Genomic DNA, 21,187 nt, shown 5'->3' with positions numbered 1-21,187 from the left:
ACCGCTCTGTGACATGCCCACCGCCCTTGCAGGTGACGTATGAACGACTGGTCTTTCAAAGCTCTCCAACCCCGCGCTGCCGAGGGACGGAAGTGTGCTGCGAAACAGAAACAGATATGCTCTGCAAAACATGACAGGTCGACTGTACCCTCGCGCCGTACCGTTCGGGCCTTCTTCTTCGAAAAGTTCTGTGGACTTGTGCTGAGGAAAAGTCAGAAAGTGCGTGGTGTGCGAAAGCTGTCCGCCTCTCCAGAACAAATCCAATTCTATCCCAATACTGCGCAACAGGTGACCATATGAAAATCGGCATTCTGCAAACCGGCCACTCCCCCGATGACTTTCGGAAAGAGCTTGGCGATTACGGCGAGATGTTCACCAAGCTATTGGATGGTCATGGCCTCGAGTTTCAAATCTGGTCAGTCGTCGACGGTATCCTGCCCGAAGGAGTGAGCGAAGCCGATGGCTGGCTTATCACCGGCTCCAAACACGGTGCCTATGAGGATCACGACTGGATCCCGCCGCTCGAGGATTTCATCCGCAACACCTATGCCGATGGCCGCCCGATGGTCGGCGTTTGCTTTGGCCACCAGATCATCGCCCAAGCCCTTGGCGGCAGGGTCGAGAAGTTCACCGGCGGTTGGTCGATTGGCCGCACGGAATACGACATGGACGGCGAAAAACTGGCGCTCAACGCATGGCATCAGGATCAGATTGTAGAACTGCCCGAGGGTGCCAAAGTTGTCGCCTCTTCTGACTTCTGCCCCTACGCAGCGCTGGCCTATGATAACCGCATCTGGACGGTACAGCCGCATCCTGAGTTCGGACATGATTTCATCGACGGCCTGATCAAGACCCGTGGCAAAGGTGTGGTGCCGGATCATCAACTTGAACAGGCCACCGCCGCGCTTGGCGGCCCCATTGATAACCAAAAAATCGCGGACCAAATGGCCGCATTCTTTAAAGAAAACAGGAAAGAGAGGGCCTGATGGCCGACGATTGGACAGAGGCATTACCAGAAGCGGCGCGCGCCTATCTTGAGGGCCGCCGGTTGGACGAAGTGGAATGTATCATCCCCGACCTGCCCGGCATCGCCCGCGGTAAGGCTGTCCCGGCGTCAAAATTCGCGCGTCAGGATTACTTCCACCTGCCCGACAGTATCTTTTATCAGACCATCACCGGTGAATGGGGCGACGCGGCGGGCGAAGATGGATTCATCGAAAAAGACATGATCCTGCGCCCGGATATGGAGACGGCTACCGCCGCACCTTGGACGGGGGACTGGACGCTTCAGGTGATCCACGACGCTTTTGATCGCAACAACGAGCCGGTGCCCTATTCACCGCGAAACGTGCTTAAGCGCGTGGTGCAACTCTACCGAGACAAGGGCTGGGAGCCGGTGGTGGCACCGGAAATGGAATTCTTCCTCGTGGCGCGCAATATCGACCCGGCCAAGGAAATTCAGCCGATGATGGGCCGTTCGGGCCGCCCGGCGGCAGCGCGGCAGGCTTATTCGATGACCGCCGTGGATGAGTTTGGCCCCGTCATCGACGACATCTATGATTTCGCCGAAGCGCAGGGCTTTGAGATCGACGGCATCACCCAAGAGGGCGGCGCAGGTCAGCTTGAGATCAACCTACAGCACGGCGATCCGGTGCGGCTGGCAGATGAGGTGTTCTACTTCAAACGGCTGATCCGCGAAGCGGCGATGCGGCACGAATGCTATGCGACCTTCATGGCCAAACCGATTGCGGACGAGCCGGGCAGCGCCATGCATATCCACCACTCGGTGCTGGACGTGAACACCGGCGAGAACATCTTTGCCAATGCCGACGGGGAAGAGACTGAACACTTCAAACATTTCATCGCCGGTCTGCAAAACCACATGCCGAAGGCGCTTGCAGTGATCGCGCCTTACGTGAACTCCTACCGCCGATACGTGAAAGACCACGCAGCGCCGATCAACCTCGAATGGGGCCGTGACAACCGGACCACGGGCATTCGCGTGCCGCTCTCGGGGCCGAAATCGCGCCGAGTTGAAAACCGGCTCGCCGGGATGGACTGCAACCCCTACTTGGGCATCGCCGCCAGCCTCGCCTGCGGTTATCTGGGCCTGACCCAGCAGAAAGACCCGCTGCCCGAGTTCAAAGGCGACGCCTATGTCGGCGAAGGAGACATTCCTCAGGTTCTGGGCGAAGCGCTTGATTTGTTTGAGCAAGCCACGGATTTGCACGAGGTCCTGGGCCCCGATTTCGCCCGGGTCTATTCCATTGTGAAACGGGCCGAATACGAAGAGTTCCTTCAGGTGATCTCGCCTTGGGAACGTGAACATCTGCTGATGAACGTCTAACGCCCGGAGGCCCGATGAACCTGCTTTACGCCAACGACACGCCCGGCCAGTACCCCACCAGCTGGTACGCCGCCACCGCCACGAAGCACACGGCCTACCCACCGCTTCAGGGCGATACCAAAGCCGATGTCTGTGTGGTTGGCGGGGGCTATACCGGCCTTTCGGCGGCGCTGCATCTGGCCGAGGCGGGCTATGATGTGGTGCTGTTGGACGCGCAGCGCGTGGGCTTTGGTGCGTCGGGCCGCAACGGCGGGCAATTGGGGTCCGGTCAGCGGGTTGAGCAGGACGGTCTGGAGAAGATGCTGGGCCAAGAGCACGCCAGCAAGCTCTGGGAGATGGGGCAAGAGGCCAAGGCGCTGGTCAAATCGCTGATCGAAAAGCATGAGATTGACTGCCATCTAAAACCCGGCGTGGCATGGACCGGATCAACTGCCTCCGACGTACGGCATCTGCACGATTATGCAGAGCATCTGCAAAAGCACTATGGCTATGATGAGATTGAGGTGTTGGATCACGCCGCGCTGCAATCGGTCTGCCCCTCGCCTGACTACAAGGGCGGTGTGCTCGACATGGGTGCCGCGCATCTGCACCCGCTGAACTATGCGCTCGGCCTTGCCCGCGCCGCGGCCGCCGCAGGGGTGCGCATCCATGAGACAAGCCCCGCCGAGAATATCGTCGAAGGCAGCAAGGCGATTGTGCAGACCGCCACCGGCAGCGTCACCGCCGATCATGTGGTGCTGGCCTGCAACGGCTATCTGGGCAAGCTGAACGGCGATGTGGCCGCTCGGGTCATGCCGATCAACAACTTCATCGCCGCGACCGAACCTCTAGGCGACCGGGTAAAAGGCGTGCTGCCGCGCGATGTGGCCGTGGCCGACAGCCGTTTCGTGGTGAACTACTTCCGCTTGTCGCACGACGGACGGCTGCTTTTTGGCGGCGGCGAAAGCTATGGCTACCGCTTTCCGGAGGACATCGCCGCCAAGGTGCGCAGGCCGATGTCGCAGGTATTCCCGCAGTTGAAGGACGTGAAGATCGACTATGCTTGGGGCGGCACCTTGGGCATCACGATGAAACGCCTGCCCTATGTCGCGCGGCTTGCCCCGAATATCCTCTCAGCGTCGGGCTATTCCGGCCACGGGGTCGGCACGGCGACCCATGCGGGCTATCTGATGGCCAAGGCGATCGAGGGCGATGCTGATGGGTTCGACACGATGGCCACGATCCCGACGCAGGCTTTTCCCGGTGGTGCTTCGATGCGCAGCCCGCTTCTGGTGCTGGCCATGCTTTGGTACGCGACGCGGGACCGGTTGGGTCTCTGACGTCGGCAGGGACGATGGGGTCCGCATCGGGAAAGAAGGGGCGCTGCCCCCGCAGCCTATGGCTGCTCCCCCGCGGGTATTTAAGAAAGGATGAAGGGGGAAGAGGCGGGGCGTGAAACTTGCCGGGGGGGCAGAGGTGCGCGGCTGTTTTTCCGTTCTTAGTCGGGCTTCGTCATAGCGGGGTGCGGGCCGGCCAGAAACTTGTTCGCCCCTTGGCGCGCGCGCTGCATTGTTTTACAATTTTGGAAATCACTATTTAGGATTTCGAAATATGGCACTGCCCGACCTGCACCGCGCCGAACCGATCCCCGCTGAGGCCGAAGCCGCCATCGCAGAGCTTCTGCAGAGCGGCGATCTCTTTCGCTATACTGCCGCAAAGGATGCGCCGGTTTCGTTGCTGGAAGTTGAATTTGCGCAGATGATGGGCAGCGAATATGCGCTGGCGGTGTCCTCATGCTCTGCCGCGCTGTTTTTGTCGCTACTGGCTTTAGACCTACGCAGAGATGCGAAGGTTTTGATCCCCGGCTTTACCTTCGCCGCTGTTCCCTCTGCCGTGATCCACGCAGGCTGCAAACCGGTCCTTTGCGAAGTGGGCGAGAATTACCGCATCGCGCTAGAGGATTTCGCCAGCAAGCTGCCGGGTGTCGAGGCCGTCATCATCAGCCACATGCGCGGTCATACGTCGGATATGGACGCGATTATGGCGCTCTGCGATGCGGCGGGTGTACCGGTGATTGAAGATGCCGCGCATTCGCTCGGCACGCTTTGGCAGGGGCGGAAGATCGGCACGATCGGCAAGATTGGCTGTTTCTCATTTCAGTCTTACAAGATGATCAACGCGGGCGAAGGAGGAATTCTCATCACCGATGACGCTGATCTGGTGGCGCGCGCCATCATCATGTCGGGCGCTTATGAGCATAACTGGAAGAAACACGCTGCCTTGCAAGACAGCTTTGCCAAGTGGCAGAACCGCCTGCCGCTCTATAATCTGCGCATGTCGAACCTTTCGGCTGCGATCATCCGGCCGCAATTGCCGCACCTGCCGCGCCGGGTGGCGGATGGTTTGCGTAATCACGACCACATGGCCGCGCGCCTTGCGGCATCGCCCCTGATCGACGTGCCCAGCCCCCTGCCCGGAGAAACCCGTGCGCCGGATTCGATCCAATTCAATCTGGTCGGGTTGTCCGATGCCATGATCCGCGCCTTTTCTGCTGCGGCACAAGATGCCGGGGTGAAAGTGCAAATCTTTGGACAAAGCACCGACAACGCGCGCGCTTTTTGGAATTGGCAGTTTATCGAAGACCTGCCCGAGCTGCCGCACACCCGTGCAATGTTGATGCGCGCCTGTGATGTGCGCCTGCCGGTGCAACTGTCGCTGTCAGAGATCGACGCGGTGGCAGACGTAATCTTGGGCGCTTTGGCCGAAGTCGTCGACGCGCGGGCGGCGTAAGCCAGAAACGAAAAGAGGGAGCGCACGGCTCCCTCTTATAATTAATCGTGGCGGCGAGATCAGTTCATTTTGGAAAGCTTGTCCTGCAATTCCGCCAACTGCTTTTTGATTGCATCCAGATCGTCGCCCTGCTCGGATTGCTTGCCAGAAGGCTCGGGCCCCGTGGATTTGGCCCAGCCGCCGGTCATCGCTTTCATAAACACTTCTTGCTGCGCCTGCATCGCTTCGAGCCCTGGCATCTTGGCCATCGGGTTCATCGCGCTCATGTTCTCGACCACTTTGCTCTGCCCATCGCGAAGCATGTCGAATGAGGTTTGCAGAAACTGCGGCACGACCGAAACATTGCCCGACATATAGCTGCGCACAAGATCGGTGAGCACGTCGACCGGCAAAACGGCTTCACCGCGGCTTTCGTGTTCGGCAATGATTTGCAACAGATATTGGCGAGTCAGGTCATCGCCAGATTTTAGATCGACGATCTGCACCTCGCGGCCATCGCGGATGAAACCTGCGATATCTTCCAGCGTAACGTAATCGCTGGTCTCGGTGTTGTATAATCTACGGCTGGCATAGCGTTTTATCAGCAAGGGCTTTGGTTTTTCCGCCATGATATTCCTCCCGGCCAGTGGTGCTGCGTTGCAGCTTAGGACAGGGATCAGCAAATAGAAAGAGCGCATAACGAAAGGGCAGGCCCGAATGGACCTGCCCTTTTTCTAAGCATCATACCGTCGAAGCCAAACCGGCGGGCGGTTTACTTCGAAGTCGCTTTTTTCGCAGCAGCCTGTGCGTTTTCGGCTGTTTTAGTGGCCACGGCTGTTGCTTCGTTCTGCATGTCTTTGCCTGCAGCCATCATCAGCTCAACTGTTTCCATCTGGACCTTCTTCGCGACTTCAGCGAAGGCGGCCATATGCTCGGCAGCGGCTTCGGCGGAAGCGGAAGCGAATTCGGTCATCGCTTTGGCATAGTCTGCAGGCTCGGCTTTGACCTTCGTCATTTCGGTCATGCGGGCCAGAGTTTCTTTGGTCCAAGTCGAAGAGATGTCAGCAGATTTCTCAGCGGCATCGAAGGCCACTCCGGACAGCTTCTCGTTCAGGGATGCTGTGTTTTTGAAGGCGTCTTGCATGGCGGCGTTATCTACTGGGAAAGCGCCCATAACGTCTTTGAACATCGCGGTCATGTCAGGTGTCTTAGTCATGTCTCTATCCTTTTAATATTACTGTGATCAGTGAGCCGAAAGGCCCCGTCCGTTTCGCGTCTGATCACAATATAGATGCCGCACCGCAGCATTTCAAGGTTTTTTTCTGCATTGCAGCATAAACTGAGAGCCACGGCATTACCTAAGCTAATCAGTTACTTGCTCTTCGAGCTACATAGGTGCCGGGCGCATCGGTCAAAGTCTCTCGACCATTATCGCCGGGAAAACGAGCCGGAATCATCTTGGCCGAACGCTTGCCCAGCCACTTGCCCCAGCGTGGCCACCAAGAGCCCTCGTGAAACTTTGCCGCCTCTCGCCATGCCGCAAAATCCTTTTCAAGATCGCCGTTTACATAGTGACCGTATTTATTGCGGCTGGGCGGGTTCACGATGCCCGCGATATGGCCCGATTGCGCCATGATGAATGTCTTGTCGCTTGACCCCATCTGCTGCACGCCACGGTAGCAGTCTTTCCACGGCGCGATATGGTCCGTCTCACAAGCAATGGCACAGAGCGACACATCAATGTCATCCAGTGTCAGCTGCTCGCCGAGCAGTTTATACCCCCCCTCGGCCAGTTCATTACGCTGACATAGCCCGCGCAGATATTGCATCGCCATGTGCCCCGGCAGGTTAGCCCCGTCCCCGTTCCAGTACAGCAGGTCGAAGGCCGGAGGGGTCTCTCCCATCATATAGCTGCGCACGGCGGGGCCGTAGACCAGATCGTTTGAACGCAGGAAGGAGAAGGTGCGCGCCATGACCACCGACGGCAAAATACCCTTATCCGCCGTCTCGGCTTCGATCCCGTCGATAAAGTCATCGGTGAGGAAGGGTTGGAATTCGCCCTGATCTGAGAAGTCCGTGAGCGCGGTAAAGAAGGTGGCCGATTTGATAGAATTGTCGCCACGTTTTTTAAGCAGCGAAAGGGTCAGCGCCAGCGTGGTGCCCGCGATGCAGTAGCCCACCACATTGATGCGCTTTTCCTCCGTAATCGCCTTCACCTCTTCAATCGCGGCGAGGTAGCCCTCCTCGACGTAATCCTCCATGCCGATCTGAGCATAGCTGGCATCGGGGTTCACCCACGACACGACGAACAGCGTATGCCCCTGATCGACCAGCCATTTCACCAGACTGTTCTGTGCTTTGAGATCAAGAATGTAGAATTTGTTGATCCATGGCGGGAAAATCAGCAGCGGGGTCTTGTGCACCTCATCGGTGCTGGGCGTGTATTGGATCAGCTCGAACATGCGGTTGCGAAATACCACCTTGCCCGGTGTGGTGGCGATGTTACGGCCCAACTCAAACGCGCTGTCATCCGCCAGTTTGACGACCAATTCGCCGTTGTTCGCCTCCAGATCAGCGATGAGGTTCTCCAGCCCCTTCACAAGGCTTTCGCCCTCTGTCTCGACCGCGCGTTCCAGCACGTCGGGGTTGGTGGCGAGGAAGTTTGTCGGCGACATCATCGCGATGATCTGCTGGCTGAAATAAACCAGCCGTTTTTTCTCCGCCGGGTCCATGTCCTGCGCGTCTTCGACGGCTTGGCGCAACGCCTCTGCGTTGATCAGATACTGCTGCTTGATGAAGTTAAAATAGGGGTGCGTCTGCCACAGCGGGTTGGCAAAGCGCTTGTCGCTCGTGGTCTCATCCTCCACCGGAGCCGTGCCGCCAGCGGCGAGCGCCTGTTGCGCTTCGACAAAGTGCGTGACCGATTTGGTCCAATACCCCATCTGATGCTCCATCAGACGCGCCGGATTGGTCATCGCTTCGGCCCAATAAGACTGCGCGGCCTTAGCAAAAAGCTGTTGGTTCGGCGCATCCAGCGCGGGCTGATGCCCTTCGCGGGTCGTCATGACACGGGTCAGACGTTCGGTTAACGCCTCAACTTTCTTAAGGTTTTGTGCCATTCGCGACAGTGCCGCGGGTGCCGTTGGGTCCGAATTTGTGGATTCTGATTGCATCTTAACCCTTACCTCCTATCTTCGCAGGTGCAGCATAAAGGAGCCCCCACATGCGCTACATGGCCACCTACGATATGATGGAGTCCATTCGGAACACCAATCAATGGCTCGGCGCCTCCGCCCTTGCCATGGCATCCTACCCCGCTTTCTCTCTGTTTCCAAACCCCGCGATGGAATGGTTGGCGGCTTGGGGCGAGGTGACGGAACGTAGTTTTGCCCGCATGGTGGTGAAACCCGATTGGGACATCCCCCCAGTTGTCGGCTCCAAGGGCCAAGACTGTCTGGTCAGCATCGAGCCGGTGATGGAACGCCCATTCGGTGATCTGTTGAAATTCACCGTGCAGGGCCGCGAAGAGACGGGCCGCAAGGTTCTGCTGGTCGCGCCGATGTCCGGTCATTATGCCACGCTCCTAAGGTCCACTGTGATCTCCCTGCTGCCTGATTGCGACGTCTATGTGACAGACTGGCACAATGCGCGTGATATTCCAGTTAGTGCAGGCAAATTCGACATCGAGGATTATACGCTCTACCTCGTTGATTTCATGCACCACCTTGGCCCAGACACCCATGTGATCGCGGTCTGTCAGCCGGCACCACTGACGCTTGCCGCGACCGCCTATCTGGCCGAAGAAGCGCCCGAAGCGCAGCCGCGCTCGCTGACGTTGATTGGCGGCCCGATTGACCCGGATGCCGCGCCTACCGATGTAACCGACTTTGGCCACAGCGTGACGATGGGCCAGCTTGAGCAGTTGATGATCCAGCAAGTCGGCTTCAAATACGCGGGCGTGGGCCGCAAGGTGTACCCCGGTCTGCTGCAACTGGCGTCTTTCATCTCAATGAACAACGACACGCACCGGGACGCGTTCACCAACCAGATCACCCGCGTGGCCCAAAAAGCGGCGCATGAGCATGACAAGCACAACAAGTTCTACGACGAATACCTCGCCGTGATGGACATGCCGGCAGAGTTCTATCTGTCGACCGTGCAGCGCGTGTTTAAAGAGCGCGAGATCGCCCGCAATGTCTTTACCGTGGCGGGCCGTCAGGTCGATATTGGCAAAATCACCACGGTGGCAGTCAAGACGGTCGAAGGCAGCAAGGACGACATTTCGGCCCCCGGCCAATGCATCGCGGCCCTTGACCTGCTGACCGGTCTGCCGGATTCCAAAAAGGCGAGCCATCTTGAAGAGGGCGCAGGTCACTACGGGATCTTTGCAGGTAAAAGCTGGCGCAATAACATCCGGCCCTTGGTGCTGGACTTTATCGACGCCAACAACGGCAAGTCCGAGCCAGCGGCGAAAAAGGTGGCGTCAAACTCGCCATCTAAGCCAGCAGCGGCGTAACCCGCGGCCCTATTGCAGCACCAGAGGTTGATGCATCCAGTCGCGCAGTGCGGCGGTTGTGGCCTCTGGTTGCTCAAGGCTGGGCAAATGGCCAGCGTCTTCCAGCACCGCTAGTTTTGCGTAGGGAATCATCTCTGCCATAAACGCGTGGCGTTTCACCGAACAAAGCGTGTCGTGTTCTCCACAAAGCACCAGCGCGGGCACCTTACATTTGCGCAGGATCGCCTGCTGATCGCGACGCCGTTGCAGCGCGCGCGATTGGCGCACAAACACATCGCCGCCCAGCGTATCGGCCATTTCCATCGCGCGGGTCAGCACTTCGGCACGCCCCACGCCGGGCGCTAAGAAGCCAGTCGCCATTCGTGCCTGCATCGCCTCTCGTAGTTTGCCCGATTGCGCCATGACTATCTGCGGCTCACGGTCAGCAGCAATGGATGGAAGCTCCGCCAACACCTGGGTGGCAAGCAAGGCAATCCGGCTGATGCGGTCGGGGGCGCGGCGCAAAATCTCCAACGCCACCACACCACCCATGCCTTGCCCTACCAGCGCAAAACGCGGCGGCAATTGATCCAAAAGACCCGAGGCGATTTCCTCAATCCGCTCGCCTTGGGTGATTGGCGCCAGCACGACCGTGGACCGGGGTGAAATCGCCTCGATCTGTGGTGCAAAGACGCGGGCATCGCACATCATGCCGGGCAGGAGAACGAGCGGCTCAGCCATGCGCAATTTCCAGGCAAGATATACAATTGAAATGACGTGGTTTCATGCCGTCCCCCTTGGGTTTGTCTGCCTCTTAGCATGGGTGTTTTGGGGTGACATCGGGACGCGGTGCCTATCGGCGGTTCCATGCCCGCCAATACGCCCCACGTTCCGACGTTATTGGGCCGAGACTTCTTCAATCGCCCCGACAATCAGCGCCAAACAGCGCGCGTCCGAAAAGCGGTGGTCGGCGTCTTTAACCAACGTCAGTCGCATATCGGGGCTTTGCGCGTGCTCCAACAGCCGAACCGCCGTGGCCGTGCTGACGGCGGTATCAGCGGTGCCTTGCAGCAGCTGCACGGGAAACGGCAACGTCAGCGGCGCGCGCAGAACCAGCCGCTTGCGCCCATCCTCGATCATGCGGCGGGTAATGACATAGGGCTCCATATAGTCCGACGGCAATTCAACCTGCCCAACCTCCTCCAGCGCCTTTTTCTGCGCGTCGGTGAAGTTCGCCCAATAGCCATCCTCGGTGAAGTCAGGTGCCGCTGCGATGCCGACCAGCCCCGCGATCCGCTCCGGCAGATGCCGCGCCAAAAGCAGCGCTTGCCAGCCGCCCATGGAGGAGCCCACCACGATCAGGGGCCCCTCGGTCAGCGCGCCTACTGCGGCCAACGTGTCTTCGTGCCAGTCGCCAATGCAGCCTTCGGTGAAGCTGCCCGAAGATTCCCCATGACCCGAATAGTCAAACCGCAGAAACGCCCGCCCCTCGGCCCGCGCCCAATCTTCAAGATAGACCGCTTTGGTCCCCATCATATCGGACTTCAGCCCGCCCAAGAACACCACGCAAGGCCCCGCCCCGTCGGTCTTGTGATACGCGATGCGCCGCCCCTCTGGGGTGTCGATGAATTTGCTGTCTGACATGCTGCCTCCGTCTTTGGCCCAATCATGGGCATCGGCGCGGTTGAGGGCAAGTCACCCGTCGGCCAAATGCTCGACCTCCGGCAGCCAATGGGCCAGAACGGCGGCGGCGACAGCCATGACTGCGAACAGCATCAGCGTCGCCTCCGGCCCGATCAACGCGGCCCCTCCGCCCAGCACGCCTGCCAGCAGCAAGAGTAGCCCGATCACCGTATTGCTCACCGCTGCATAGGCGGCGCGGTGGTCTTTAGGCGCCATATCAACCAGATAGGTTGAACGCCCCTGCCGAACACCGTGATAGGCGATCATCAGGATAAAGAGCACCGACGGCATCGCCCAGACCGCCTCTGCCAGCCCCAGAAACCACAGCACCACCGCCAGCGCCATCGCCACCGCGCCGACGACACCCGTCAACATCAGTACCCGCCGGCTCGACGTATCCGACAGCCGCCCCCAGACGTAGGAGCTCAGCAACGAGGCCAGCGCCGAGGCGAGCACGAGCGCGCCCAGTTGCCCCAGCTGGCCTGCCTCGGACGACCCGGCCAGCACCACCAAATAGGGCGGCGCGAGGGCGGTGGAGACCAAAAGCCCGCGCACCAGAATGAACAACCACAGGTCGCGGTTGCCGCGCAGCAGTTTGAAATCGACGCCATTGCTATTTTCGGTCTCGCTCGGCGTTTCTTCGATCGTTGAGAACAAAAGCGCCGCCACAATCCAAAGCCCTGCCGCCAGCGCAATCGCCGCCACAACGACGCCCCTGCTCTGAAACAGCCCCGACATCAGCAATCCGGCAAAGATCACCACCCCGACCGAGGATACCGACCCCGCCAGCCCCGTCACGGACCCGCGCCGGGTTTTGCCCACTGTCTTGCCCAAAATTTCTTTGAACGACACCGAACAGGCAGCGCGGCAAACGGCGAGCAGCGCAAGTGCGGCGCAGATGGCATAGCCCGCCGTGGCCCCCTCAAGGCTCAGCGCGGCCAAGGCGATCAGCGCCGCAGCTACCCCCTGCCCGACCGATCCCCAGACCCACGCCCATTTGCGCCGTGCCGTACGTTGCACCACGCCCGCCAGCGCGATCTGCGGCAAGAGCGACCCGGCCTCCCGGATCGGCACCAAGGCACCCGCAAAAACCGCAGGCGCACCAAGCGCGCTCAACAGCCATGCCAACACCAGTTTGGGGTCAATCAATCCATCGGCCACCTTGGTCATCGACAGCGACACTATATGGCGCAGCCCATTGCGCGCCTCGGCCCGCTGCGCATTCTCGTCCAACCCCGGCGCAGGGTCATCCGCCCCCGAAATCGTCTCGAAAGCGCGCTGCGCGGTGTCGTCTTGCATCTGGCCGTTCCTCGTTGTGTCCCGCCTGACATAGCGCACCGCCTGCATGGCGCAACTTCCCCACACAAGCTCTACTTGCATTGACAAGGCGCCCCCGCCCCGCCACATAGGCGCAACACATAACCCGCAACCGGGCGTCTCGTAGGCGCCAAACCGACGAGGAGCGCCCAAGATGGCCCAAATCTCCCTCACCCTTCCCGATGGCAATAGCCGCCAATATGACGCCGGTATCACCGCTGGCGAAGTGGCTGCCGACATCTCAAAATCGCTGGGCAAAAAGGCCATCAGCGCCACCGTCAACGGCGCGCATTTCGATCTGGCTTGGCCGATTGAAGCAGATGCCGACATCGCGATCCACACCATGGCTGACGAAGTGCAGGCCAATGAGCTAGTGCGCCACGACCTCGCGCACATCATGGCCCGCGCCGTGCAGGAAATCTGGCCCGACACCAAGGTCACCATCGGCCCGGTGATCAAAGACGGCTGGTATTACGACTTTGACCGCAAAGAGCCCTTCACCCCCGAAGACCTCGGCGCGATCGAAAAGAAGATGAAAGAGATCATCAACAAACGCGATGCCGTCCGCACCGAGGTCTGGGACCGCGCGCGCGCGATCAAGCATTACGAAGACTTGAACGAGCCCTATAAGGTCGAGCTAATCAACGCGATCCCCGGCGACGAGCCGCTGCGCATGTATTGGCACGGCGATTGGCAAGATCTGTGCCGTGGCCCGCACCTGCAACACACCGGCCAGGTGCCGGGCGATGCGTTCAAACTGATGTCCATCGCGGGTGCCTATTGGCGCGGCGACAGCGACCGTGCCATGCTGCAACGGATCTACGGCGTGGCCTTCACCGGCAAGGAAAAGCTGCGCGCGCATCTCAACATGCTCGAAGAAGCCGCCAAGCGCGACCACCGCAAACTGGGCCGCGAGATGGACCTTTTCCACATGCAAGAAGAGGCCCCCGGCCAAATCTTCTGGCACCCCAACGGCTGGTCGATCTACACCCAATTGCAGGACTATATGCGCCGACAGCAGCGCAAGGGCGGCTATGTTGAGGTGAACACCCCGCAGGTCGTCGACCGCAAACTCTGGGAAGCTTCCGGCCACTGGGAAAAGTATCAAGACCATATGTTCATCGTTGAGGTCGACGAAGAGCATGCCCGTGAAAAAGCGGTTAACGCGCTCAAACCGATGAACTGCCCCTGCCATGTTCAGATTTTTAATCAAGGTCTGAAGTCCTACCGCGACCTGCCCTTACGCATGGCTGAGTTTGGCTCCTGTAACCGCTATGAGCCTTCGGGTGCGCTGCATGGCATCATGCGGGTGCGTGGTTTCACCCAAGATGACGGCCATATCTTCTGCGCTGAAGACCAGATTGAAGCCGAAACCGCCAAGTTCATCGCGTTCCTGAGCGAGATTTACCGCGACCTCGGCTTTGAGAACTTCAAAGTGAAATTCTCCGACCGCCCTGAAAAGCGGTCCGGGTCGGATGAGGTATGGGACAAGGCCGAAGCTGCGCTGCTGTCAGCCACCCGCGCCGCAGGGATCGAGCCTGAGTTGAACCCCGGCGAAGGTGCATTCTATGGCCCGAAGCTCGAATTCGTCCTAACCGACGCCATTGGCCGCGACTGGCAGTGCGGCACCCATCAGGTGGACTTCGTGCTGCCCGAACGGCTGGACGCGACCTATATTGGCGCAGATGGCGGCAAACACCGCCCCGTGATGCTGCATCGTGCGACCCTCGGTTCTTTCGAGCGTTTCATCGGCATCCTGATCGAGGAACACGCGGGCAAGCTGCCCTTCTGGCTCGCCCCGCGTCAGGTTGTCGTGGCCTCCATCACCTCCGAGGCGGATGACTATGTGGCCGAGGTCGTCGAGACCCTCAAAGCCGCCGGCGTGCGTGCTGAGGCCGACATGCGCAATGAAAAGATCAACTATAAGGTGCGCGAGCATTCGGTCGGCAAGGTGCCTGTGATCCTCGCCGTCGGTGCGCGTGAGGTCGAAGAGCGGACCGTCTCTGTCCGCCGTCTGGGTCAGAAGCAGACTTCGGTGCAGCCGCTCGACACGCTCACCGCTGAATTGGCGCAGGACGCAACCCCACCCGACCTGCGCTGACGGGTTGTAACAAAACTGCGCTTCGGCGGCGTTGGGCATCACCTGCCCCACGCTCGCCGGAGCGTTTTTGTAACAATTGGCCCCCTCCTGCGCAGGAAGGTTGCAATATTCGCTGTTTTTCCGCGTTATTTCTGACGGGACTGTGACACACTCGCTCGTGAGTAGCTTGTGATGCGATAGGCTGCTTTAGTAAGCCCATCTAAACCATCAGGAAGGGAAGAAATATAATGTCCAACACACTTAAAACCGCAGCCATCGCAGGGGCCGTCGCCGCCGCACTCAGCAGCCACGCCACCACCGTTCAGGCTGCTTCGCAAGAGAAATGCTTTGGCGTTTCGCTGGCCGGTGAGAACGATTGCGCCGCTGGCCCTGGTACAACCTGCGCAGGCACCTCTGTGACCGATTATCAGGGCAACGCATGGTCTCTCGTTGACGAAGGCACCTGCGCTGAAATGGAACTGCCCGCCATGGCAGACGGGACAGAGCGTAACGGCTCGCTGGAAGCGCTTGAACGCGACATGCCCGCTTAATCTATAGCGTTCCGGGCGGCACCCCTGCCCGGAACCCCGCCCCGCAACACGTCGGAGGCCGATATGCGTGATGATACCCCCCCACTCTCAACACTGCCCAATGCCCCCGGCGTTGGATTTAAATCTAGTCATTTCGACGGCTTAATGACCGATCCTGGCCCTGTCCGATGGATCGAAGTCCATGCCGAGAATTACATGGGTGAGGGCGGCCGCCCCCACGCGCAGCTCCGCGCGCTGCAAGAGAAATTCGCCCTGTCGGTTCATGGTGTTGGGTTATCGATCGGCGGTGAGGGTCCCTTAGATACGGACCACCTCGCGCGTGTCAAAACCCTCTGCGATCGTACGCAACCGGCCTCATTCTCCGAACATCTGGCTTGGTCGACGCACGGGATGGAGTATTTAAACGATCTCCTGCCACTACCCTATACTGAGGGTACGCTTGCGCGCGTCACGGCCCACATTAACCAAGTCCAAGATGTTCTTGGACGGCAAATGCTGCTGGAAAACCCCTCCAGTTATCTCGCCTTTGCGGAATCCGACTTGTCTGAAACTGACTTTTTGACCGAGCTTACCCGGCGAACCTCCTGTGGGCTCTTGCTGGATGTCAACAATGTCTTCATATCAGCGACCAATCTTGGCCTATCACCGCAGGACTACATAGATGCCTTCCCTACCGACCATATTGGTGAGATCCATGTCGGCGGGCACGACAAGGATACCGACGATCACGGTGCACCTCTGCTGATCGACAGCCACGGCAAAGCGGTTGTTGGTCCAGTCTGGGAATTGCTTGCTTACACACTGGCCCAGACCGGACCAAAGCCGGTACTGGTCGAGTGGGACAATGATGTGCCTCAATGGCCTGTTCTGCGGGCCGAGGCTGAGCATGCCGCTCAGGTGTTGGCGTGACCGACCAAACAAGCTTTCGCGCGGCACTGCTTGATCCGTCACGCCCCGTGCCCCAAGACCTAAGCGATGGCGAAGGGCGGCCCGCAGGTGCGCGTTATGGCGTCTATCGCAACAACGTTACCCATTCCCTGATCGCAGCGTTGGAAGTGGCCTTTCCGCTTGTCCGCAAGTTGATCGGCGCCCGCAACTTTGCCGAACTGGCCCCGCTTTACGTCCGGGCTCATCCGCCCAGATCACCGATGATGATGCACTACGGTGCTGAATTCCCTGCATTTCTGGCAGGTTTCGCGCCCCTGGCCAAAATCGGCTACCTCGCCGATGCCGCAAGGCTCGATCTTGCACTGCGGTCAAGCTACCACGCTGCCGACGCGCCCCCGCTTGATCCGCAGGACCTGCAGCACCTCACCCCAGAAGCACTTATGGCAGCGCAGTTCAACATCGCGCCCGCGACCCGCATTCTGCGGTCGGATTGGCCCCTTTTCGACATTTGGCGCTACAATTTTACCGATGGCGCACCAAAGCCGCGTAGCGCTGCGCAAGACGTGGTCATCACCCGCCCTGCGTATGACCCCGCGCCCTATCTGCTCCCGTCCGGAGGGGCCATATGGCTGTCTCATCTCGCCGAAGGTATGTCGTTTGGCCCCGCACATGATGCCGCGCTTGCCGCACGGAGTGATTTTGACTTAGGCGCCGCTCTGGCCCTCGCTCTGAGCCATGGCATATTCTCTGCAATCTCACCGGAGGGCAGCGAATGACCCCGCACTTAAGCCTTTACCGCACTGCCACCGCCCGTCTGGAAGCTGCTGATTGGCTGCTCCCCAGCCTTGCCCGCCTCCTATTTGCCGCGGTGCTGTTGGTCTATTTCCTGAATGCTGGTTTGACAAAGCTCGGGGATGGCCCGTTGGGCATTTTCAGCCCTCCCACCGGCGCCTATGCGCAGATTTTCCCCCGCGCCTTTGAAGCAGTGGGCTATAACAGCGATGCGTTTGGGCTGTTTCACTGGGCGGTCGTTGTGGCAGGGACATTGGCGGAGTTCATACTACCTCTGTTGATTGTTCTTGGTCTGCTCACCCGGCTGGCCGCGTTTGGGATGATCGGTTTTATCGCCGTTCAATCATTGACGGACCTCTATGGTCATGGCCAATGGGACGCGCTCGGCGCTTGGTTCGACAGGTTTTCCGACGGCCAAATTCTAGATCAACGGGCACTTTGGGTCTTCTTGCTCTCGGTTCTCATTCTAAAGGGCGCGGGCCCGCTGTCTCTGGATCGGCTCTTAGCGCCACGAAGTTAAAGCATTGCCTTAACTTCACCCTCTATATCATTGTTCCAACCTAAAAAAAGCGCATCTCCGCCTGCGATCAGTGGCCGTTTCATCAGCGCGGGGTAGGCTTTGATCAATGCAAGGGGTTCTTCTGCACGCGCCTCATCGTCCAGCCCGCGCCAAGTTGTCGAGCGCGTATTCAGCAGGGCCGTACCGAAACGCTCGTAGGCCTGTGTCAAGACGGCCTCCGGCACACCCTCTTCGCGCACGTCAATCAGCTGCGCTTGTGGCAGCGCTTTATTGGCTTTGCGGCAGGTGTCACAGTTTTTCAGGCCATAAATTAACACATCCAACTCCTTCAGTTCCGCAATTTCTGGGCCATCCGCAGGTATCGCCCCGGACTGCTTGATTTCCCCCAAGTTCGCGCGATCTTTCTCTTATGGCGGGTCGCAATTCAATCGCTTTCGCCATCCTGCCTTGCGCAGATACGTCAAAGACAAAGGAGGCGCGGAGATTATGCCAACTGGCACCGTGAAATGATTTAACACGACCAAAAGTTACGGGGTTCATCGCCCCCGAAAGTGGCGGTAACGATGTATTCGTTCACATCTCAACGGTAGAACGCTCAGGCTTGACCGGCTTGGCGGACGACCAAAAAGTCAGCTATGAGCTGACCGACGGGCGCGAGGGTCGCCAAATGGCCACCGAGCTTGCCCTGCTCTAACCAAAACATCGCAAAATAACACCCGGCGTCCCGCGCCGGGCGTTGCTTGCAAAGTCAGTCGTACGAACACCCCTTCGCCCCGACTGGGCAGGGCACCCGAGCCGAGCGGCGCGGTGTTGAATGACGCGCCTTAACGACGTGCTGTCGGCGGACGGCGTGCTGTCGGCGCACGACGGGATGGGCTTGGACCTCGGCGTAGGTCATGGTTTGGTTTGGGGTGCCGCAGCAAATGACGCCAGATATGGTAATGGGCTGCAACCCGGCGGGGCAGAAATTGGCGCTGCTGGGATAGGCGTAAACCTTGGGTTCGGCAGAAACCTCACCGGCTAAAGTCGCAGAAAAGAGCCCTACGGCTGCTGCAAGTGCTGTAGTTAGACGCATGATAATCCTCGCAAATTACTGTACTTATGTTCAATACAGCAATGATTGCCGAGGCAGTTTCACCAAGTCCAGTCTTTTATCGGGTACTTTGCTCAGCGCAAACGAGCGGGAAGTGCGGCATACCCATGAAAACGTATCCGTCCCCCGCCCTTGCGCCCGTCGCCAATTTCATAGGTCGGGTATCGGTTCAGGAAGCGTTCCAAGGCAATCTTGCCTTCCATCCGCGCCAAGGTAAGGCCTACGCAAACATGTGGACCACCGGCAAAAGCAAGATGCCTGTTGGGTTTGCGCGCGATGTCAAATTCAGTCGGATGATCAAAGACTTCTGGATCACGGTTCGCGGCACCGATGCAAAGATGCAGGTTGCTGCCTGCGGCTATCTCCACGCCCCCCAAACTCACCGGGGACGTGGTTTCACGGTTGCCAAACTGGTTCGGTGAACGAAAGCGCAGCACTTCTTCGATGCAGGGACCGATCAGCGCAGGTTCGGCCAGCAGCCGTGCCTTTTGGTCCGGGTGGTCATGAAGTAATGCCAACGCGCTGCCGATAAGGTTGGTCGTCGTCTCATGGCCTGCGTTGAGGATGAATATGCAGTTCTGGATTAACTCGATCTCAGTCAGTTGCCCACCCTCATCGCCAGCAATCAGCCGGGTCAACACATCGGTCTCGGGGTCCCCCGGTGAGGCCCGGCGTCGCGCCACGAGGTCTTGAAGGTAGGCTTTGAACTCGCGGACCGCTGTGTGACCAGCATCGAGTTCCGCAGAACTTAGCGTTGGCTCTAACGCCCCGAGGATCGCAAGCGACCAGTCGCGCAGGGGGCCGCGTTCCTCCATCGGCACGTCGAGCAGATTGCCGATGATCTGCACTGGGATGCAGCTGGCATAGTCGTCGATCAGGTCCGGCGTGGGGCCAAGCTCTTCCAGCAGGTGATCCACGGTAGCGATCAGTCCCGGCTCCATCCGCGCCAATGCTTTGGGCGTCAAGGCCGAGGTCATGATCCGCCGCACGCGGGTGTGCAGTGGCGGGTCGTTAAAGACAAGGCTAGTGGTGTGATGCTCAAACAGCGCGCTGCCGGGGCCAAACCTGGGGGCGAAGGCCAGCTTTTTGTCGGATATATAAAGCGTTGTGTCGCGGTAGATCGCATTCAGATCCGCATGGCGGCAGATCAGCACAGACCCATCGGGCTGCGGCAGCACTGGGGCCTCACGCAGCAAACGGTCATAGTGCGGAAAGGGATTTTCGACAAAACCCTCGGGGGGCGCAGAGAGATCAAACATGATCCGCAGTCATGCCCGCCGCACGGCGTATGTCAATGGTGTGTCAGCTGCGGCGCAGCCATTCGCGCGCGATGGCGCGTGGGCCTTCAGGGCGTAGGCATAGGTTCCCCAGTTCAATCCATTCATTGGGATCGAAATCCGGAAAGAACGCGTCAGCGCCGTCGATTTCCACATCAACTTCAGTGACCAAAAGCCGATCTGCCAAAGGCAAAAGCGCGCGATAGATCCCCTCCCCCCCGATGCCATAGACACGGCGATACCCCTCTGCCGCGCAATAACCCAAGGCCGCTTGCGGGTCGCGCGCTACATGGACCCCATCAATATCAGCGCTGGAAACCACGCAATTCAGTCTATTTTTCAGCGGCTTGAACGGCAGGCTTTCCCATGTGCGGCGGCCCATGATGATCGCCCCGCCGGTGGTTTCACGCTGAAAAAACTTTAGGTCTTCGGGCAAGGACCATGGGATATCGCCATCTTTACCAATGGCACCGTTGCGGGCGCGGGCGACGATCAGGCTGAGCATCAGACAGCCACCGGCGCTTTGATCGCAGGGTTTGGGTCATAGCCGTCGAAAGTGAAATCCTCATAGCGGAAATCAAAGATTGAGCTGACCTTGCGGTTAATCCGCAGCTTCGGCAGCGCTTTGGGTGTTCGTGCAAGCTGGGTCTGCACCTGCTCTACGTGGTTAGAATAGATATGCGCGTCGCCCATAGAATGCACGAAATCACCGGGCGCGTAGCCGGTAACGTGGGCCAGCATTTCCAACAACAGCGCGTAAGAGGCGATGTTGAACGGCACACCCAGAAACATATCAGCCGAGCGTTGGTAAAGCTGCAGATGCAGCTTGCCGCCTGCGATGCGTACTTGCCACAGGGTGTGGCAAGGCGGCAACGCCATCTGATCAACCTCCCCAGGGTTCCAAGCTGAAACGATCAGGCGGCGGCTGTCGGGGGTGGCACGGATCGCGTCTACCAATTTGGCGATTTGATCAACTTGGCCCGCGCGGTGCAGCACCGTGCCGTCAGGCTGGGGCATGGGTTCGCCCACCATGGGGAAGCGCCGCCATTGGTGACCATAGACCGGGCCAAGATCGCCATCCTCATCCGCCCATTCGTTCCAAATGGAGACACCGTTTTGCCTGAGATAGGCGATATTGGTATCACCTGCGAGGAACCACAAAAGCTCATGCACGATGGATTTCAGATGCAGCTTTTTAGTCGTAACCAATGGGAAGCCATCGGCCATCCGGTAGCGCTGCTGCATCCCGAAATGAGAGATCGTGCCCGTCCCGGTACGGTCGGTCGAGGTCACCCCCTGGTCCAGCACTTCGCGCAGGGCATCATGGTATTGTTTCACGCGGCGACCCTCGTCATTTTGGCATTTTCTTCTGCATAGCCGCACGGGGCGTGTTCCT

Annotated in this window: 21 protein-coding genes and 1 pseudogene; 12 read left to right on the top strand and 10 right to left on the bottom strand. The window is 59.2% G+C overall.

Features of this window, described 5'->3' with window-relative positions; translation table 11 throughout:
- Positions 1-296 precede the first annotated feature (296 nt).
- The 4 genes from DSM14862_RS04870 (at position 297) to DSM14862_RS04855 (ending at position 5,116) form a co-directional block, all read left to right on the top strand.
- Entirely contained in the window at positions 297-986 is a 690-nt protein-coding gene (locus DSM14862_RS04870; protein ID WP_007119311.1) for a type 1 glutamine amidotransferase, read from the top strand.
- Entirely contained in the window at positions 986-2,347 is a 1,362-nt protein-coding gene (locus DSM14862_RS04865) for a glutamine synthetase family protein (RefSeq protein WP_007119310.1), read from the top strand. Before DSM14862_RS04870 ends, DSM14862_RS04865 begins: the two co-directional genes overlap by 1 nt.
- 14 nt (positions 2,348-2,361) lie before the next feature.
- Positions 2,362-3,666, top strand: coding sequence for an NAD(P)/FAD-dependent oxidoreductase (locus DSM14862_RS04860; protein WP_007119309.1), 1,305 nt, complete (start codon positions 2,362-2,364; stop codon positions 3,664-3,666).
- Between the two features lie 271 nt (positions 3,667-3,937).
- Positions 3,938-5,116, top strand: coding sequence for a DegT/DnrJ/EryC1/StrS family aminotransferase (locus DSM14862_RS04855; RefSeq protein WP_007119308.1), 1,179 nt, complete (start codon positions 3,938-3,940; stop codon positions 5,114-5,116).
- 59 nt (positions 5,117-5,175) lie between these two features.
- Here DSM14862_RS04855 and phaR read toward each other — a convergent pair whose 3' ends face one another.
- From phaR to DSM14862_RS04840, 3 genes are all read right to left on the bottom strand, one after another.
- A complete protein-coding gene (gene phaR, locus DSM14862_RS04850; protein WP_040701062.1) occupies positions 5,176-5,724 on the bottom strand; it encodes a polyhydroxyalkanoate synthesis repressor PhaR in 549 nt (182 codons plus the stop codon).
- A gap of 143 nt (positions 5,725-5,867) precedes the next feature.
- Positions 5,868-6,311, bottom strand: coding sequence for a phasin family protein (locus DSM14862_RS04845; RefSeq protein ID WP_007119306.1), 444 nt, complete (start codon positions 6,309-6,311; stop codon positions 5,868-5,870).
- Between the two features lie 151 nt (positions 6,312-6,462).
- Positions 6,463-8,268, bottom strand: coding sequence for a PHA/PHB synthase family protein (locus DSM14862_RS04840; RefSeq protein ID WP_040700970.1), 1,806 nt, complete (start codon positions 8,266-8,268; stop codon positions 6,463-6,465).
- Between the two features lie 50 nt (positions 8,269-8,318).
- Between DSM14862_RS04840 and phaZ the strand changes: the two genes are divergently transcribed.
- Entirely contained in the window at positions 8,319-9,611 is a 1,293-nt protein-coding gene (phaZ, locus tag DSM14862_RS04835) for a polyhydroxyalkanoate depolymerase (protein ID WP_007119304.1), read from the top strand.
- A 9-nt stretch (positions 9,612-9,620) separates the two neighbouring features.
- On the opposite strand, the gene DSM14862_RS04830 is transcribed toward phaZ, so the two are convergent.
- The 3 genes from DSM14862_RS04830 to DSM14862_RS04820 form a co-directional block, all read right to left on the bottom strand.
- The gene (locus DSM14862_RS04830; RefSeq protein ID WP_007119303.1) at positions 9,621-10,331 is read right to left on the bottom strand and encodes an alpha/beta fold hydrolase; all 711 of its coding nucleotides are present in this window, start codon (positions 10,329-10,331) and stop codon (positions 9,621-9,623) included.
- A 156-nt stretch (positions 10,332-10,487) separates the two neighbouring features.
- The gene (locus DSM14862_RS04825; RefSeq protein WP_007119302.1) at positions 10,488-11,234 is read right to left on the bottom strand and encodes an alpha/beta fold hydrolase; all 747 of its coding nucleotides are present in this window, start codon (positions 11,232-11,234) and stop codon (positions 10,488-10,490) included.
- Between the two features lie 51 nt (positions 11,235-11,285).
- The gene (locus DSM14862_RS04820) at positions 11,286-12,572 is read right to left on the bottom strand and encodes an MFS transporter (protein ID WP_007119301.1); all 1,287 of its coding nucleotides are present in this window, start codon (positions 12,570-12,572) and stop codon (positions 11,286-11,288) included.
- A gap of 172 nt (positions 12,573-12,744) precedes the next feature.
- On the opposite strand from DSM14862_RS04820, the gene thrS reads away from it, so the two are divergent.
- The 5 genes from thrS (at position 12,745) to DSM14862_RS04795 (ending at position 17,421) form a co-directional block, all read left to right on the top strand.
- A complete protein-coding gene (thrS, locus tag DSM14862_RS04815; protein ID WP_007119300.1) occupies positions 12,745-14,691 on the top strand; it encodes a threonine--tRNA ligase in 1,947 nt (648 codons plus the stop codon).
- A gap of 227 nt (positions 14,692-14,918) precedes the next feature.
- Entirely contained in the window at positions 14,919-15,221 is a 303-nt protein-coding gene (locus DSM14862_RS04810) for a BufA1 family periplasmic bufferin-type metallophore (RefSeq protein WP_007119299.1), read from the top strand.
- A gap of 63 nt (positions 15,222-15,284) precedes the next feature.
- A complete protein-coding gene (bufB, locus tag DSM14862_RS04805; RefSeq protein ID WP_040700967.1) occupies positions 15,285-16,130 on the top strand; it encodes an MNIO family bufferin maturase in 846 nt (281 codons plus the stop codon).
- Positions 16,127-16,885 carry an HvfC/BufC family peptide modification chaperone gene (locus tag DSM14862_RS04800; RefSeq protein WP_007119297.1) on the top strand — a complete coding sequence of 253 codons (759 nt, stop codon included), beginning with the start codon at positions 16,127-16,129 and terminating at the stop codon, positions 16,883-16,885. Before bufB ends, DSM14862_RS04800 begins: the two co-directional genes overlap by 4 nt.
- The gene (locus DSM14862_RS04795; protein WP_007119296.1) at positions 16,882-17,421 is read left to right on the top strand and encodes a DoxX family membrane protein; all 540 of its coding nucleotides are present in this window, start codon (positions 16,882-16,884) and stop codon (positions 17,419-17,421) included. The genes DSM14862_RS04800 and DSM14862_RS04795 overlap by 4 nt, the downstream gene beginning before the upstream one ends.
- Here DSM14862_RS04795 and DSM14862_RS04790 read toward each other — a convergent pair.
- Entirely contained in the window at positions 17,418-17,738 is a 321-nt protein-coding gene (locus DSM14862_RS04790; RefSeq protein ID WP_040701060.1) for an ArsC/Spx/MgsR family protein, read from the bottom strand. The genes DSM14862_RS04795 and DSM14862_RS04790 overlap by 4 nt on opposite strands.
- 169 nt (positions 17,739-17,907) lie before the next feature.
- Here DSM14862_RS04790 and DSM14862_RS04785 point away from each other — a divergent pair.
- Positions 17,908-18,115 (top strand): annotated as a pseudogene (locus DSM14862_RS04785) (cold-shock protein).
- A gap of 120 nt (positions 18,116-18,235) precedes the next feature.
- A complete protein-coding gene (locus tag DSM14862_RS04780) occupies positions 18,236-18,445 on the top strand; it encodes a hypothetical protein (protein ID WP_007119293.1) in 210 nt (69 codons plus the stop codon).
- A 143-nt stretch (positions 18,446-18,588) separates the two neighbouring features.
- On the opposite strand, the gene DSM14862_RS04775 is transcribed toward DSM14862_RS04780, so the two are convergent.
- The 3 genes from DSM14862_RS04775 to DSM14862_RS04765 are packed head-to-tail and all read right to left on the bottom strand — an operon-like array spanning position 18,589 to position 21,129.
- The gene (locus tag DSM14862_RS04775) at positions 18,589-19,773 is read right to left on the bottom strand and encodes a cytochrome P450 (protein WP_007119292.1); all 1,185 of its coding nucleotides are present in this window, start codon (positions 19,771-19,773) and stop codon (positions 18,589-18,591) included.
- A gap of 43 nt (positions 19,774-19,816) precedes the next feature.
- Positions 19,817-20,296 carry a dihydrofolate reductase gene (locus DSM14862_RS04770; protein WP_007119291.1) on the bottom strand — a complete coding sequence of 160 codons (480 nt, stop codon included), beginning with the start codon at positions 20,294-20,296 and terminating at the stop codon, positions 19,817-19,819.
- Positions 20,296-21,129 carry a thymidylate synthase gene (locus tag DSM14862_RS04765; protein WP_007119290.1) on the bottom strand — a complete coding sequence of 278 codons (834 nt, stop codon included), beginning with the start codon at positions 21,127-21,129 and terminating at the stop codon, positions 20,296-20,298. The genes DSM14862_RS04770 and DSM14862_RS04765 overlap by 1 nt, the downstream gene beginning before the upstream one ends.
- Positions 21,130-21,187: the final 58 nt, after the last annotated feature.

The organism is Sulfitobacter indolifex (assembly GCF_022788655.1).
Classification (GTDB): domain Bacteria; phylum Pseudomonadota; class Alphaproteobacteria; order Rhodobacterales; family Rhodobacteraceae; genus Sulfitobacter; species Sulfitobacter indolifex.
This window is presented reverse-complemented; position numbering and strand designations above follow the sequence as displayed.

Coding starts and splice junctions, on each gene's coding strand:
- DSM14862_RS04775 (WP_007119292.1), bottom strand. CDS start 19,773: ATGTTTGATCTCTCTGCGCCCCCCGAGGGTTTTGTCGAAAATCCCTTT.
- DSM14862_RS04820 (WP_007119301.1), bottom strand. CDS start 12,572: ATGCAAGACGACACCGCGCAGCGCGCTTTCGAGACGATTTCGGGGGCG.
- DSM14862_RS04840 (WP_040700970.1), bottom strand. CDS start 8,268: ATGCAATCAGAATCCACAAATTCGGACCCAACGGCACCCGCGGCACTG.
- phaR (WP_040701062.1), bottom strand. CDS start 5,724: ATGGCGGAAAAACCAAAGCCCTTGCTGATAAAACGCTATGCCAGCCGT.
- DSM14862_RS04770 (WP_007119291.1), bottom strand. CDS start 20,296: ATGCTCAGCCTGATCGTCGCCCGCGCCCGCAACGGTGCCATTGGTAAA.
- DSM14862_RS04825 (WP_007119302.1), bottom strand. CDS start 11,234: ATGTCAGACAGCAAATTCATCGACACCCCAGAGGGGCGGCGCATCGCG.
- DSM14862_RS04795 (WP_007119296.1), top strand. CDS start 16,882: ATGACCCCGCACTTAAGCCTTTACCGCACTGCCACCGCCCGTCTGGAA.
- DSM14862_RS04870 (WP_007119311.1), top strand. CDS start 297: ATGAAAATCGGCATTCTGCAAACCGGCCACTCCCCCGATGACTTTCGG.
- DSM14862_RS04780 (WP_007119293.1), top strand. CDS start 18,236: ATGACGCGCCTTAACGACGTGCTGTCGGCGGACGGCGTGCTGTCGGCG.
- DSM14862_RS04810 (WP_007119299.1), top strand. CDS start 14,919: ATGTCCAACACACTTAAAACCGCAGCCATCGCAGGGGCCGTCGCCGCC.
- DSM14862_RS04860 (WP_007119309.1), top strand. CDS start 2,362: ATGAACCTGCTTTACGCCAACGACACGCCCGGCCAGTACCCCACCAGC.
- DSM14862_RS04855 (WP_007119308.1), top strand. CDS start 3,938: ATGGCACTGCCCGACCTGCACCGCGCCGAACCGATCCCCGCTGAGGCC.
- phaZ (WP_007119304.1), top strand. CDS start 8,319: ATGCGCTACATGGCCACCTACGATATGATGGAGTCCATTCGGAACACC.
- DSM14862_RS04830 (WP_007119303.1), bottom strand. CDS start 10,331: ATGGCTGAGCCGCTCGTTCTCCTGCCCGGCATGATGTGCGATGCCCGC.
- DSM14862_RS04845 (WP_007119306.1), bottom strand. CDS start 6,311: ATGACTAAGACACCTGACATGACCGCGATGTTCAAAGACGTTATGGGC.
- bufB (WP_040700967.1), top strand. CDS start 15,285: ATGCGTGATGATACCCCCCCACTCTCAACACTGCCCAATGCCCCCGGC.
- thrS (WP_007119300.1), top strand. CDS start 12,745: ATGGCCCAAATCTCCCTCACCCTTCCCGATGGCAATAGCCGCCAATAT.
- DSM14862_RS04865 (WP_007119310.1), top strand. CDS start 986: ATGGCCGACGATTGGACAGAGGCATTACCAGAAGCGGCGCGCGCCTAT.